Source organism: Synechococcus sp. BIOS-U3-1, from assembly GCF_014279975.1.
GTDB lineage: Bacteria > Cyanobacteriota > Cyanobacteriia > PCC-6307 > Cyanobiaceae > Synechococcus_C.
This window is the reverse complement of record NZ_CP047936.1, coordinates 374,676-388,639: the sequence shown is the minus strand read 5'-3', so window position 1 is coordinate 388,639 and position 13,964 is coordinate 374,676. Positions and strand designations below refer to the sequence as shown.

Sequence of the window (13,964 nt, the reverse complement as noted above, 5' to 3'; positions counted from 1 at the left end):
CTTCCATCCGCCCGCTCGTATCACACCCAGTGCGACGGACTCAACAATCCATCAGGCTGCATGGGACCTGCCAGCACAATCTCCTGAGATGCGTTCAATGGACCCTGAAGCAGTTCCGCCCAATCCAGACGGATGCCCTCGGGGAGCACCGAGGTATCTGGATCGAAGGCTGTTGGATGCGTCGTACTGCTGCTGAAGCCACGAAAGATCAAGAGTTCAAATGGCTCATCCAGGACAAACCCGTGCAATCTCACCACCCGATCAGGACTCAGACGCGTGCGTTCTTCCAGCTCTTGAACCAGAACGATGGACTCCATGATCAGAAATCCCCAGCGACCCTTCCCTGTTTGGGAAGACGAACAAGAGCCCACTGCAGCAGACCCACGCCGTAAGCCACCAGCGCTACATATCCGATGAAGGCCGCCACGGCCATGGTCCACTCACCGCCGAATACAAAGTCGAATACCGATTCAGCGACTCGATGCAGCCCCTGGGGGGCCTCCAGCCACACCCGACATGCATCGGTCCCAAGCTGACGGGTGCAGCCCAGTGCAGAACCGGACATGACGGCAGCAAACAGAGCGAACAGCGTGAGAGCCCATCGCCAGACCCGCACTGTGAACGGCAGCGCACGACCCGGAGGGCTATCAGCCAGCTCCTCATTGAGGTCAACCCAGAACCACAGAGAGGCCGCCATCAGGAGAGGTGCGAGAAAAGCCGTCAGATAGCCGATCGGCCTTTGATCAGTCAGCAGCAACACGCTGATGGCAAGCAGACTCGCCACTTTCCAGTAAATCCCTAGCAACCTGACCAAAGCGGGGTCACGTCGCAACACCGACCAAATCAGAAGCACAAGCGGAATTCCGAGAGCGATCGTCGCCCCTAGGCGATAAGTCAGCCACACCAGGGTGCGTGTTGTGAGATCGGACACCGGCCAGGGACATCAGAAAGTCATTATCACGGTCATCCAGCAGGTCGACAGGATTGGTAAGGTCCAATTCATGGTTCCGTTCAATCCTCTCGACTGGTTCCGGAGCCGCGGGCTGCAGGGCCAATGCCGACATGCCCTCTCCAGCCAGCCTTCTCTTGAGGACGCTGCAAGGGAAGTGACCAGTGTTCTGGGCTCAAATGAGGCAGATCTGGCTCTGGTGTTCATTTCCAGTCACTTCGCGAGCGATTTGACCCGCCTCTTACCACTGCTGCAAAAACGCCTGAACGCCAAACACTGGCTGGGTTGTCTTGGCGGTGGTGTCGTTGGCACCACGAGCTCAGGCGAAGCCCATGAAGTGGAGCGCACGCCAGCTCTCAGCATCAGTCTGCTCAATCTTCCAGGGGCTGAACTGAGCAGTTTCAGTCTCGACAGCACCCATTTGCCCGATCTTGATGGAGCCGCCAAGAACTGGCAGGACTGGGTGGGGGTGAATCCTGTGCACAGCCGCTCGATGCTGCTGCTGCTCGATCCAGGCTGCAATGCCATCACCGATCTTGTGAGCGGACTGGATTACGCCTACCCGGGCATCGCCAAAGTCGGAGGAATCGCTGTTGCTCACAATGCGGCTCATGGCTCCTTGCTCTATGGAGATCAGGTCGTCGGAGGAGCAGTAGGACTCACCATTGGTGGACGCTGGAGCTTGGATCCAGTGGTCGCCCAGGGATGTCGACCGATCGGTCCGGTGTTCGCCATTGAACAGGCTCAACGCAACGTTCTGCTCGAACTGAGTGACGGCGACCATCGCGCCAGTCCTGTGGCCTGCCTACAGCGCGTCCTCGCCGATCTCAGCGCCGAAGACAGAGAATTGGTGCAGCACTCACTCTTCCTGGGTGTGGAACGGGAGGAGTTGGTTGCCGACGCCATGCTGGCCGGACTCAATCAGGGGGGCACATCAGGCAATCGACCCGAAAGAGCCTTTCTGGTCCGCAACCTGATCGGCGTCGATCCCCGCAACGGCGCGGTTGCAGTCGCCGATCGCGTCCGTGCCGGACAAAACGTCCAATTTCAGCTGCGTGAAGCGCAGGCCTCAAGACTGGAAGCCCGCCAGCTGTTACAAACCAGGCACGATCAAGGCAGCGATGCCGCACCGCTCATGGGAATCTTGTTCGCCTGCTTGGGCCGAGGCAACGGCTTGTTCGGCAGCCCCAATGGCGATATCAGCATTGCTCGCGATGTCTTTCCACAACTTCCAGTTGCCGGCAGCTTCTGCAACGGCGAGATCGGCCCCCTCGGAGGTTCCACTCATCTTCATGGCTACACCGCCTGCTGGGGTCTACTGCGCTGCGATCCTCCAAAGGATTCCACAAGGTCCTGATGCGGCAGCACGTCAATCCCCTGAGCCGCTTTTTCCAGCTGCCTCTGGAGCTGCCCTGTCCCGATCAGCTCTTTGACACAGCAAATCGCCCCATTCATCTGGATATCGGCTGCGCCCGTGGCGTCTGTTTGCTGGAGCTGTCAACACTGAAACCAGACTGGAATCATCTGGGTGTGGAAATCAGGCGTCCGCTTGTGCTGGCAGCCCAGCGTGACCGAGACAGACTCGAACGTCACAATCTCCACTACCTCTTCTGCAATGCCAACATCAGCCTGGAGGGCTGGCTTGCAAGGCTGCCAACGGATCAGTTGCAACTGGTGAGCATCCAGTTTCCGGATCCCTGGTTCAAGCGTCGCCACCGCAAACGCCGGGTGATGCAGCCCTCGCTGCTACTGGCAATCGCTGCGGCTCTCAGTCCCAGTCGCGAACTGTTTCTGCAAAGCGATGTGCTGGAGGTTGTAGAACCGATGGTCACACTGGTGGAACTGTGCGGTTGCTTCGACCGCCCCGCCGAAGACAGCCTTCCCTGGCGAGCCGACAACCCCCTGCCGGTGCCGACGGAACGCGAACGCTATGTGCAGGAGCGGGACCTACCCGCCTACAGGGTGCTTTACCGCCGCAACAAACAGCCACTGCCGAAGCTGGAAGAACTAGAGATGGCCTGGCAACGGGTCGATAATCCCGATGATGTTCCTCTCAATCACTGATGGCTGAGGCTTCGGCCCCGACCCCTTGGTTGCTGCGCTGGCAAGGACTCCTTCCAAGTTCAGCGGCACAGCAAAAGCGCCTGAGCGAGCTGGCAGGGATCGTTCTGATTCTGCTGATGGCCGGACTTCCAGTGCTCACTCGCGCTGGCCTTGGCCTCATTGTGCTGGCCTGCGGAGCCCTCTGGGTGCTCTGGTCACTCACCCGGACTCCCGCTCGCATCGGCTCGGTGACTGGCTGGCTGCTGCTGTTCCTGGCTCTGGCAGTGCTGGCCACAGGCCTTTCACCGGTACCGAGCGCTGCCGCCAAAGGGCTCCTGAAATTGATCAGCTACCTCGGGGTCTATGCCCTGATGCGCCAGCTGCTGAGTGTCAGGCCTGAATGGTGGGACCGTCTGGTGGCGGGCTTGCTGGGCGGATCTCTGCTGAGCAGCTTGCTGGCATTACGCCAGCTGTATGCCCCCACGGAGGAGCTGGCTCGCTGGGCCGATCCCAACTCGGTGGCGGAGGGCACCATCCGTATCTATGGGCCACTGGGCAATCCCAATCTCCTAGCGGGGTACCTGGTTCCAATCCTGCCCATCGCCATGGTGGCGATCATCCGCTGGCGTGGCTTGGGATCGAGGCTCTACGCAGCCACGGCACTGATCCTGGGCTGTGCTTCAACACTGTTCAGTTACAGCCGAGGAGGCTGGCTCGGGATGGTGGCCTCACTTGGTGCTCTGCTGCTACTGCTGCTGCTTCGCTACATCCGCCACTGGCCTGCGTTCTGGAGACGATTTCTTCCTCTGGCCCTACTGGTTGTCACTGGCATGGTGCTAGCCCTTGCTGCCACTCAGGTGGAACCAATCCGCACCAGAGTCGCAAGCCTGCTGGCAGGCAGAGGCGACAGTTCCAACAATTTCCGCATCAACGTTTGGCTGGCTGCGATCGACATGATCCAGGACCGTCCCTGGCTAGGCATCGGCCCAGGCAACGCAGCCTTCAACAGCATTTACCCCCTCTACCAGCAACCGAAATTCAATGCCCTCAGCGCCTATTCAGTACCCCTTGAAATCCTCGTAGAGACAGGCATCCCTGGGCTGCTCGCCTGCGTGGGTCTCGCGGTTGCCAGCCTTCGCAACGGCTGGCGTGCACTAACTGCAGACTCAGACCTGGCTCTCCCCTGCCTGGGCTGCCTGGCGGCCATCGCCGGACTGCTGATCCAGGGTGCCGCCGATACGATCTTCTTCCGCCCTGAGGTGCAGATCAGCGGCTGGTTCTGCCTCGCCACCCTGAGTCAGTTGCTCCGCAAACCTTGAACAGTCAAGCCCCCATCCTGGCTGGATTTGATGCCGGACAGACCCAATGCCGCTGCCGGCTGAGTGTCTGGGAGGACGGCCAGCTACGACCAATCGGAGACGGTTCAGGACCTGGAGTCAGCCATCTGGATGCCGCTGATGGAGAAGAGCGCTTTCGAGTTGCCATCCGCTCCAGTCTCAACAGAGCCCGACTCGACTGGACGCAGCAATTGGGTCGGGATTCCAACGAGACAGCACCGATCCATGCTGCGGCCATCGGAGCCAGCGGCATCGAGGCTGAGACGCCCCTGCAGGCGAGGGGTAGAGCGCTGCTCGCTGCAGAACTGCGGCTGCCGGAAACGCGCTGTCTGGCAACCGGCGACGAACGCACCGCCTTGCGAGGCGCATTCCCCGAGCAGGCGGGAATCGTGCTGATCAGCGGCACCGGAATGATCGTGGTTGGCCGAGACGTCAATGGCCGCGAACATCGCTGCGGTGGTTGGGGCTGGCGTCTGGATGGCGCAGGATCTGCCTTCGATATTGGCCATCAGGCACTTCAACTGAGCGTGAAGATGGCCGATGGCCGTGCTCCAGATGGGGCCCTGCGCCAACGACTCTGGGAGGCGCTGAGCTGTCGCAGCGCTGCCGACCTCAAAGCGCTCGTGGTCAGCCCGGACCACGGCGTAGCCGACCAAGCGAAGCTGGCGCCCCTGGTCGACGACGCAGCCGCACAAGGAGATGCCGCTGCTCGGGCAATCCTGAAGAGGTCTGCCTCCGCGCTCGCTGAGGCAGCAACCGCCACTGCGAAAGCACTCGATCTGGACAACCCATCACTGAGCGCACGCGGGGGGGCACTGGAGCATTTATTGGAGTTCCGCCAGCTCGTCAACAAGGAAATGTTCCAACTGCTGCCCAAGAGCAACTGGCAATCAGCGTCGGGGGATGCCTGTGATGGCGCGCTGGCCTACGCCCTGGAACGTTCCTCCTTCAGGCCGCATTGAGATGGCGATCTGCCGCCTCAGCAAGGCGAGCAGTCCAGAGCTCCACTACATCCGCTTCGGCGGCTTCTACCATCACCCGCAAGAGAGGCTCGGTACCGCTTGCGCGCACCAGCACCCTGCCGTCTTCGGCCATTGAACGCTCTGCTTCGTCAACCAGATCTCGAAGAGGAGCGCAGTCGGCCCAACCCTTGCGACGGGCGAGGTCTGTGACCCGTACATTCACAAGCTTCTGGGGATAGGCCTGGAAACTGCGGTCAAGCCAGTCCGAGAGTGTCATCTGCTGGCCGTTGCAAAGGGTGGCGAGCTGAAGCGCAGTCAAAACTCCATCACCGGCCAGTCCATGGGCTGAGGACAGGATGTGACCGGACTGTTCCCCCCCTAGGGCTGCACCACTGCTCACCATGGCCGCGTGCACATGCTGGTCACCCACCGGAGTCCGCTCCAGCTGACCACCTCTTGCCTGCCAAGCCCGCTCAAATCCGAGATTGGACATCACCGTGGCCACCAGGCGCTGATCAGGCAGAGCACCCCTGTCCTGAAGCACAGATCCCCAGAGATAAAGCACGTGGTCACCATCAACCACGCGACCACGACCATCCACAGCGAGCATCCGATCGGCATCACCATCGAAAGCAAAACCCATCGCCGCACCGCGTTCAATCACTGCCTCACGCAGCGGTCCGAGATGGGTGGATCCACAGCCCACATTGATGCGTTCGCCGTCGGCAACGCCATGCAGCACTGTGAGGTCGGCACCAAGTGAGCGGAAGACCTCTGCACCACAGGCTGTTGCTGAGCCCCAGCACAGATCGAGCACAATCGATACGCCATCAAGCCGGTGATGCTGAACGCTGCTCAACAGACTGTCTCGATAGTGCTCCAGCAATTCAGCGCGGTGGCTTGCAGTGCCACAGGCACTCATCGACCCAGCAGAGTCCACCTCTCCACGCAGACCGGATTCAATGCGGCGTTGCAACGCGGCACCCAACTTGCTGCCGTCTGGCCCGAACACCTTGATGCCATTGTCTTCAGGCGGGTTGTGACTTGCCGAAACCATCAGCCCACCCGACGCCTGAAAGCGGCGGATTAAGCCTGGAACAGCTGGCGTTGGGCAGAGACCAAGCGTCCAGACCTCACGACCTGCAGCTGTGAGGCCTGCAGTCAGAGCTGCCACAACCATCGAACCACTACAGCGGGAATCCATCCCGATCAGAACGGGGCCATTCGATGGCAGAACGCGTCCACACCAGAAGCCCACCTGCAAAGCCAGAGCGGGCGTGATCGCCGTACCGACACGACCCCGCAGGCCATCCGTCCCAAAACTGACCTCGGGAGACTGGAGTGAACCGAGCGGATGGGCAGCAGAAGAGGCCATGAGGTCTCATTTGTGGATTGAACCTTAAGAGCCTTGAGACAACCGATCCTTGAGCCAGGGACAGGGCCACAGCCGCACGATGCCGATCAGTTCCAGCGCTGAGGAACAAGCAGCAGCGCTGCCAGTTCCAGCAGAGCCCACAAAACCACCAGCAGCACGACCCAGCCAGGCAGCCACTGCAAGGGCCAGAGCCAGCGCATGCCCCAAACCACAAAAGCCAGCCCTAAAGCCACAACCAGGCGCAAGCGTTGGCGCTGGCCAGGTCGCGGTTGCCGCCGCTGAGCAACCATCCAATTCGATCCTGCTGGGCACAGAATGCCAGCAGTTTTCAGCCACGGCTTGAACACTCCAGAGACCCGCGGACCGCTGCTTCTCGGCGGCACCACGCTCCTGACTGTTCTGGCGATCCTGGGTGGCCGCGCCCTATTGCTCAGCCAGCACAATCCGATTACGCCGGAGCTGAGTGATGCGCAGCTCTGGACGCACTACCGCTGGTCCACAAACCCTGAGCAGCGACGCGAAGCCGCCCTGATGCTGGGCAGCCGCAGCAGCGATTCTCCACAAAGGCGCAGGCACCTCCTCACCGGCCAGGGCTGGGGACCAGCTCCAATGGCCGCTGTGGCCCTGAAACAACAAGCCCTGGCGGCAAAGACACTGGGCCGCGATCAGGAGGAGCAACAACACTGGCGAGATCTACTCCAACGTTTTCCCAGTTCGGTGGCCAGTGCCGATGCCCGCTATCACCTTGCTGATCGCCAGCCGCAACTGAGAGAGGAGCTGCTCAGCCTTCAACCCGCCCATCCCGCTGCCCTAGCGGCCGCAGCTGAAATCCCGGATGATGCCGAGCAGGCCTTAGTCCAAGCGAGCGCCATACATCTGGCCCGCTGGGGAGCCACCTGGCCTGGAGCGGAGCGTCTGCTTCGCCAGGCCTGTGGCGCAATCACAGGCCAAGGACTGCAGCAGCAGCAGCGTCTGCAGCTGGCTGCATCCCTGGCTGAGCTCGGGGATGGACGATCCGCTGAACTTTGCCTGCAGGGAACTCCTCTGGCACCATCAAAAGCCCTGGCAATCGGGCGAACACTGCTTCGAGCCAACAAGGATCAACAGCAACGCGGTGAAGCGATGTTGGTGCAGCTGGCCAAGGATGATCCGGATAGCAAGGAGGCCCTTGAGTCTGCCGCGCTGCTGAGCGAGCCCTTGCGTCCGAAACGGGCTCTCATCGACGCTTTGCCTGAATCTCTCCAGAAGCGTTCCGCCGATGTGGCCGCAGCGCGGGTCCGTCTGGCAGGGGGCGAAGGAGGGTTGGTCGTACTGCAAGGCTGGCCAGGCCATCCAGCCAGCTGGCAACTGCAATGGGACCTGGCTCGTGAGGCGCTCCTCTCAGGTCAATGGGAATTGGCGAGGACATGGTTCGCTGCGATCCCAACCGAACAATTGCCTGACCCCCTGCGTGCGCGCCAGCAGTTCTGGCTGGGGATGAGCATGGACAAACTCGGAGACGACAAGGAAGCGAGACGGATTTGGCAGACATTGATCCGTGAACAACCACCCAGCTACTACACCTGGAGAGCTCAGGCCAGGCTTGGATCTGGACAGTTGCCGGTTCTCTCAGGCGACGAGATCATCAATGCCACAGAAACGGTCCGGCCGAACTCCGCCCTCACATGGACCCCTCTCAACAGCGGCAGTGCGTTGATTGACCAGCTCTGGCGCCTAGGACTGAATCAGGAAGCTTGGGAGACCTGGCGCAGCGACGCAAGACAGGCGGATCCATCCCCGCAACAACTCCTCCTGGAAGGGCGGCTCCGGCTGGGGATGAATGATTACTGGACCGGGCTCAGCCGTCTGTGGAGAGCAAGTCTGCGCCTGGTGTCACCGACCTGCAACACACGCCAACTACTGCACAAAAGCCTTCACCCCAAACCATTATTGCCTCTGTTCGTGGCGGCTTCAGAGCAGGAAAAGGTGCGATTGGAGCTGCTTCTGGCTGTTGCACGCCAGGAATCTCGGTTCTCACCAGGCGTGGCTTCACCCGTTGGAGCCGTAGGGCTGTTGCAGCTCATGCCGACCACTGCCGCTGAAGTAGCGGGAGCAAAGCTCAGTGGCGATGAGCTGCGCGAACCTCAGCGCAACGCCACTCTAGGGGCCCGCTATCTAGAAGGTCTTCTCAACCGTTGGCAAGGCAATCCTTGGCTGACAGTGGCCAGCTACAACGCGGGGCCTGGAGCAGCAGAATCATGGGTGAGCGCTGAACTTGACGAGGATCCTGAGCTGTGGGTCGAACGCATTCCTTACCCTGAAACTCGTCTCTACACCAAAAAAGTATTGGGTAATCTCTGGGCCTATCTGAACAACAATTCAGGTCACGATGGCGGCACGGATCGCTGCACTGATTGAACCCGGAAGGTTGGGCAGATCATGCCCGATCCAGATACCGGTCATCACGATGACTGCAAGCCAAAACGCCATCAGCTGCGGAGGGGGAACCACTTTGATGCGACTGAGGTCAAGGCGCGCCAGCAGGGTGGCGGACCCCAGGATCAACACATCCGACAACAGACTCAAACTCAGCACGTAGAGGCCAACTGTGATCAACAGCGTGAGCGTGACCATCAAACTGAGGACACGACTCGACGCCATCAGCATGGAAAGCTGACGTAACAGCAGATCGGGCATGGTGCAGATCACCACCACCACCACGGCTTGGATCATCTCGAGTGCCCAGAACGTGCTGACCGAAATCGAGTGGGCCTCAGCCAGCCAGGCCTCCTGGATCGCCCAGTGATGGCCGAGGAACAGCGACACCACAAACAGAACGATCAGCAGCGGAGCCCGAAGCGGTAACAGGAGAAAACGCAAGACGGGCATCGGCTTGGAGGCAGATTCGCGGCGGACAAGCGTCATCAACGACGCGAACATCTGCGGTCAGACGCTAGCAACAGCAAGCGGTTTGTCCTGTCAGAGTGGTGCCATTGATGTCAGTCCGAGATGACCGACAGCGCTTCAAACTCCAGCCTCACCACATTGCAGAAAGTTTTACTGCTGATCTCAGCGCTGGTCTTGGCTGTCAGCCTTTTCTTGGTGCGCAACGGCGGTTCCATTGAATCGCCCCTGGATCAGCTCGCCAGACGTTCGCTTGCCCCAGAAGTAGCGCTCAGTAACGGTCGGCCCACGATCCTCGAGTTCTATGCCGACTGGTGTGAGGTCTGCCGTGAAATGGCTCCAGCGATGCTGGAGGTTGAACAACGTCACAATGCCGATCTGGATGTGGTTTTGGTCAACATCGACAATCCGCGCTGGCTTGATCTGACCGATCGCTACGACGTCACTGGAATTCCCCAGCTGAACCTGTTCTCGGCAGACGGCACAATGCGTGGTCGGTCGCTTGGAGCACGCAGTGAAACCGAGCTGGATTCGATCGCAAACGCCTTGATGCACGGCAGCCCACTCCCAGCTCTGGCTGGCGTAGGCAGCACGAGTCCTCTCCCTGAGAGCACCACTGCGGACTCCACCGGTCCACGAAGCCACGCCTAAATCCGGTCGATGCTCACCGGAGAGGCGATGATCGAACGACATCCCGTACACGACACCTCAAAACCCCATGGATTCCCGCTTCAGGGTCGAACTGATCGCCGCCACACCCAATCCCCAGCAAAGCGTGTATGCCGGCATGCACCAGGACTACAGCGAGGGGTTCGTGGTGATGGAACGGGATCAGTGGCCGGACGAAACGAGAGCTGGAGAAATTTGCATCAAGCGGCTGCTGGGTGGAATGAAAGGCCATTACGGCCCACTGGAACATGCACAGATCGTGCTGAACGTGGGGTGGTTTCCACACTCGGTGATGCAGCAAGCGCGAACGCACAGGGTGGGCGTGAGTTTCGATGTGCAATCGATGCGTTACACCGGCGAGCGCATCTGCAGAGCTGCTGATGGGGAATTGGATCTCGAGGAAGTGTTTTACCTGCGTCCCGTCGGGGAATACCGAGACCGACTTGGCAAGAAATACACCTACGTCAATGAGCAACGACTCATCGATCTGAAAATCTGCCAACAAGCAGCAGAGCGCTATCGCGATCTGTTGCGAGAAGGTTTTTCTGAAGAACATGCCCGAGGCATCCTGCCGTTCGACTACCGACAGCACTTTGTTGTGAGCTTCAGCCTGCGTGCCTTCCTCCACTTCCTTGATCTGCGCTCCAAACTGGATGCACAGCAGGAAATCCGAGAGCTCTGTGACCTGATGTGGCCACATCTCCAGAACTGGACACCTGAGTTCGCTGCCTGGTACGAGAAAAACCGCCTGCACAAGGCGCGTTTGGCTCCCTAAATCAAAAAACTGTCGCAGCCCTGCTGACTTAGATCTAGGCGATTAAGTCCTTGACGAATTAAACCTTGGCCAGTGTCACCCTCTCAGGTTGATGCTGGTATTTGCCCTGTCGATCGCTGTAAGTGGTGTCGCAGGGATCACCTTCAAAAAATAAGAGTTGGCAGATGCCTTCATTCGCATAGATGCGGCAGTCAGCTCCTGAACTGTTACTGAATTCAAGCGTGAGATGCCCCTCCCAGCTGGCTTCAGCTGGTGTGGTGTTCACGATGATCCCCAGTCGTGCATAGGTGCTTTTGCCGAGGCAGATCACAGTGATATTCGGCGGAACCTTCATCTTTTCGAGAGCCACACCCAAGCCATAGGAATGGGCGGGAAGGATGAAATAGTCACCGTCATCATCGTGGTGAAGCTCTGTGGGTTCAAGGTTTCCAGGATTGAACCGTTTGGGGTTCATCACTGTTCCCGGAACGTGCTTGAAGATCAGAAATTCCTGAGGCGACAAACGCAGGTCGTAGCCATAGGAAGAACACCCAAAGCTGAGAACAGGCGCCAGCTTCTGTTCGGGATTCAAATGGCGGATCAACCCTTTTTGAAAGGGTTCGAGCATGCCGGCGGCAGCCTGTTCAGTGATCCAACGGTCGTTCTTGAGCATCAGAAACCTCTGCGCAGTTCCGTCACTTGATCCGCCAGACCCATGAGAGATTCTGGAATCGACGGTCCTGTGATGATCACATCCATGGAACCAGGACGTGCGTCCAGGCTGTCACGCACCTCTGCTTCATTGAGATAGCCAAGAGAAATGGCCAAGCCGAGTTCGTCCAGAACCAATTGATCAAGATCACCGCTGGCCAAGTGACGGCGACAGATCTGCCAGATCGCTTGAACAGCATCCAAAGTCGTGGATTCGGATGAACTGGCCGGTTCAGAAAGACATCCGATCACCGCAGGCCGCATCCAAATCATGCGATCGCAGAGCGTGATCGCAGCATCTGGCCCCTGAGCAACTCCACCCTTGAGAAACTGCATCACTGCGACACGGCTGCCAAGGCCAGCGGTACGCAGGGCCTGGCTGAGCACTGTGCCGAAACTTCCTCGATAGGGAGAGGTATGCACCTGCAACTGCCCCTCAGGAGCTACTAAATGCAGGGGCTGTTGTGGCTGGAGAGATGGCAGGGAATGCAAGCCGGCACGATTCAGAACCCGATGATCTGCACCGCTCTGTTGGCGGGAACGATGGCTTGGGCCCAGGCTGGCGGTCATCTCGGTCGCTTCCGTCGTAACTGGAATCGAATTGACCCAGTGGCACTTGAATCTAGCGGCGAAAACTCAAATCACAATCCCTTTGACACCATCCCTAGTGTCTCTACGCCAACTGGCAGGCTCAAGATCTAGATCGATTTCCCCATGAGCAAGACCCAGCGCAACGATGGCCGCCAACCCGCCGACCTCAGGGCCTTCTCGACCGACTGGGATCCCATGGGTTTCGCCCTGAGCTCCGTCATCGTGAGCACCGGACGCACCACCGTTCTCTGCAGCGTCTGCCAGGAAGACGGCGTCCCGCGCTGGCGACGGGATCAGGGGCTGGGTTGGCTCAGCGCTGAATATCGACTGCTGCCTGGATCCACCCCTGATCGTCAGCGCAGGGAACTGATGAAACTGTCAGGACGCACCCAGGAGATCCAGCGCCTGATCGGCCGCAGCCTTCGGGCCGCCATCGATATGAAGGCGCTGGGTGAGAACACCCTGCTGATCGACTGCGATGTCATTCAGGCGGATGCGGGAACTCGAACAGCATCGATCACAGGGGCATGGCTCGCTTTGCACAAAGCCTGCGAACGGCTGCTTCAACAAGGTCGTATCAGCACCAATCCAGTCATCAACCAGGTGGCGGCTGTCTCTGTTGGGCTGATCGAGGGGCAGGCTTTGCTCGATCTGGACTACAGCGAAGACAGTCGGGCCGATGTGGATCTCAATGTGGTGATGAACAATGCCGGCGATCTGCTGGAGTTACAAGGCACTGCTGAAGGCGCACCATTCAGCCGCCAGCAGCTCAACAGTTTGCTGGACCTTGCTGAACCAGGGCTCAAGCAACTCATGGCTGCCCAGCTGGATGCACTGCATGAGGACTGAGCAAGGAGAACCGTGTTCGTTGCTACAGGGTGACAGCGCATCGCTCCTTAACTTCCACGCATTGATGCGTTGGTCATGGCTGAAGTGATGCGCGGCTTTAGTCGGACTGCTCCCCAAGCTGGGCGATCCGCAGAAACAAGCCTGACCAATGCGCCCAACCCAGCCAGCCGCACCCTGCTGGAAGTGATCCGTGATCTGGATGGTGCCAGCACCGAAATGGTGGAACGGAATAAGACGATCTTTTTTCCTGGCGACCCCGCCGAGCGCGTCTATCTGATCCGACGAGGAGCTGTGCGGCTGTCAAGGGTGTATGAGTCGGGTGAAGAGATCACCGTTGCCCTGCTCAGAGAGAACAGCCTGTTCGGCGTTCTCTCACTGCTCACCGGCCATCGCTCCGATCGCTTCTATCACTCTGTGGCATTCACCAGAGTGGAGATGGTGACGGCACCCGCAAGCTCCGTGCGTCAGGCGATCGAAGCGAACACCAGCGTGGGATTGCTTTTGCTTCAGGGTCTTTCCACCCGAATTCTGCAGACCGAGACCATGATTGAAACACTCACACACCGGGATATGTCCTCCCGTCTGGTGAGTTTTCTGCTTGTCCTTTGCAGGGACTTCGGCGTGCCTGGGCCCCAAGGCATCACCATTGACCTGCGTTTGTCTCATCAGGCCATCGCCGAAGCGATCGGATCCACGCGTGTCACGATCACGCGATTGCTTGGCGATCTACGCAATTCAGGCCTAGTCGAAATTGACCGCAAGAAGATCACTGTTTTGGATCCGATTGCACTGGCCAAACGTTTCAGTTAACCCCTCGACAGGTGAAGATAGGCAGCACCTC

Annotated in this window: 16 protein-coding genes; 9 read left to right on the top strand and 7 right to left on the bottom strand. The window is 59.4% G+C overall.

The window, feature by feature from the left end; all coding sequences use genetic code 11:
• Nucleotides 1-20: 20 nt before the first annotated feature.
• Together SynBIOSU31_RS01785 and SynBIOSU31_RS01780 are read right to left on the bottom strand one after the other, a co-directional pair.
• Complete coding sequence (locus SynBIOSU31_RS01785; protein ID WP_186491636.1) at nt 21-317, bottom strand: DUF7734 family protein; 297 nt, start codon at nt 315-317, stop codon at nt 21-23.
• Nucleotides 318-319: 2 nt separating this feature from the next.
• Nucleotides 320-931 (bottom strand): DUF3177 family protein, encoded by a 612-nt coding sequence (locus SynBIOSU31_RS01780; protein ID WP_186491634.1) that lies wholly within the window; start codon nt 929-931, stop codon nt 320-322.
• A gap of 70 nt (nt 932-1,001) precedes the next feature.
• Between SynBIOSU31_RS01780 and SynBIOSU31_RS01775 the strand changes: the two genes are divergently transcribed.
• The 4 genes from SynBIOSU31_RS01775 to SynBIOSU31_RS01760 are packed head-to-tail and all read left to right on the top strand — an operon-like array spanning nt 1,002 to nt 5,291.
• Nucleotides 1,002-2,306: an FIST signal transduction protein gene (locus tag SynBIOSU31_RS01775; RefSeq protein ID WP_186491632.1), complete on the top strand. Its 1,305-nt coding sequence runs from the start codon at nt 1,002-1,004 to the stop codon at nt 2,304-2,306.
• The gene (gene trmB / locus SynBIOSU31_RS01770) at nt 2,306-3,013 is read left to right on the top strand and encodes a tRNA (guanosine(46)-N7)-methyltransferase TrmB (RefSeq protein ID WP_186491631.1); all 708 of its coding nucleotides are present in this window, start codon (nt 2,306-2,308) and stop codon (nt 3,011-3,013) included. The genes SynBIOSU31_RS01775 and trmB overlap by 1 nt, the downstream gene beginning before the upstream one ends.
• Nucleotides 3,013-4,311, top strand: coding sequence for an IctB family putative bicarbonate transporter (locus tag SynBIOSU31_RS01765; RefSeq protein WP_186491629.1), 1,299 nt, complete (start codon nt 3,013-3,015; stop codon nt 4,309-4,311). Before trmB ends, SynBIOSU31_RS01765 begins: the two co-directional genes overlap by 1 nt.
• Complete coding sequence (locus SynBIOSU31_RS01760) at nt 4,308-5,291, top strand: BadF/BadG/BcrA/BcrD ATPase family protein (protein ID WP_186491627.1); 984 nt, start codon at nt 4,308-4,310, stop codon at nt 5,289-5,291. Before SynBIOSU31_RS01765 ends, SynBIOSU31_RS01760 begins: the two co-directional genes overlap by 4 nt.
• Here the strand turns inward: SynBIOSU31_RS01760 and glmM are convergent.
• Together glmM and SynBIOSU31_RS01750 are read right to left on the bottom strand one after the other, a co-directional pair.
• On the bottom strand, nt 5,278-6,666 hold the full coding sequence (gene glmM, locus SynBIOSU31_RS01755; protein ID WP_186491625.1) for a phosphoglucosamine mutase: 1,389 nt from the start codon (nt 6,664-6,666) through the stop codon (nt 5,278-5,280). The genes SynBIOSU31_RS01760 and glmM overlap by 14 nt on opposite strands.
• 86 nt (nt 6,667-6,752) lie before the next feature.
• Nucleotides 6,753-6,956 (bottom strand): hypothetical protein, encoded by a 204-nt coding sequence (locus tag SynBIOSU31_RS01750; RefSeq protein ID WP_186491624.1) that lies wholly within the window; start codon nt 6,954-6,956, stop codon nt 6,753-6,755.
• Nucleotides 6,957-6,981: 25 nt separating this feature from the next.
• Here SynBIOSU31_RS01750 and SynBIOSU31_RS01745 point away from each other — a divergent pair, with 25 nt between their 5' ends.
• Nucleotides 6,982-9,063, top strand: coding sequence for a lytic transglycosylase domain-containing protein (locus SynBIOSU31_RS01745; RefSeq protein ID WP_186491622.1), 2,082 nt, complete (start codon nt 6,982-6,984; stop codon nt 9,061-9,063).
• Here the strand turns inward: SynBIOSU31_RS01745 and SynBIOSU31_RS01740 are convergent.
• Nucleotides 9,025-9,534 (bottom strand): hypothetical protein, encoded by a 510-nt coding sequence (locus SynBIOSU31_RS01740; protein WP_186492776.1) that lies wholly within the window; start codon nt 9,532-9,534, stop codon nt 9,025-9,027. The genes SynBIOSU31_RS01745 and SynBIOSU31_RS01740 overlap by 39 nt on opposite strands.
• Nucleotides 9,535-9,654: 120 nt before the next feature.
• On the opposite strand from SynBIOSU31_RS01740, the gene SynBIOSU31_RS01735 reads away from it, so the two are divergent.
• A complete protein-coding gene (locus SynBIOSU31_RS01735; RefSeq protein ID WP_186491614.1) occupies nt 9,655-10,200 on the top strand; it encodes a thioredoxin domain-containing protein in 546 nt (181 codons plus the stop codon).
• Between the two features lie 67 nt (nt 10,201-10,267).
• A complete protein-coding gene (gene thyX, locus SynBIOSU31_RS01730; RefSeq protein ID WP_186491612.1) occupies nt 10,268-10,993 on the top strand; it encodes an FAD-dependent thymidylate synthase in 726 nt (241 codons plus the stop codon).
• 58 nt (nt 10,994-11,051) lie between these two features.
• Here thyX and dcd read toward each other — a convergent pair whose 3' ends face one another.
• Both dcd and SynBIOSU31_RS01720 read right to left on the bottom strand, forming a co-directional pair.
• Nucleotides 11,052-11,645, bottom strand: coding sequence for a dCTP deaminase (dcd, locus tag SynBIOSU31_RS01725; protein WP_186491610.1), 594 nt, complete (start codon nt 11,643-11,645; stop codon nt 11,052-11,054).
• Complete coding sequence (locus SynBIOSU31_RS01720; protein ID WP_186491608.1) at nt 11,645-12,253, bottom strand: cob(I)yrinic acid a,c-diamide adenosyltransferase; 609 nt, start codon at nt 12,251-12,253, stop codon at nt 11,645-11,647. The genes dcd and SynBIOSU31_RS01720 overlap by 1 nt, the downstream gene beginning before the upstream one ends.
• Nucleotides 12,254-12,397: 144 nt before the next feature.
• Between SynBIOSU31_RS01720 and rph the strand changes: the two genes are divergently transcribed.
• A complete protein-coding gene (gene rph / locus SynBIOSU31_RS01715; protein WP_186491606.1) occupies nt 12,398-13,123 on the top strand; it encodes a ribonuclease PH in 726 nt (241 codons plus the stop codon).
• Nucleotides 13,124-13,198: 75 nt separating this feature from the next.
• The gene (gene ntcA / locus SynBIOSU31_RS01710) at nt 13,199-13,933 is read left to right on the top strand and encodes a global nitrogen regulator NtcA (protein ID WP_186491604.1); all 735 of its coding nucleotides are present in this window, start codon (nt 13,199-13,201) and stop codon (nt 13,931-13,933) included.
• The last annotated feature ends 31 nt before the right edge of the window (nt 13,934-13,964 follow it).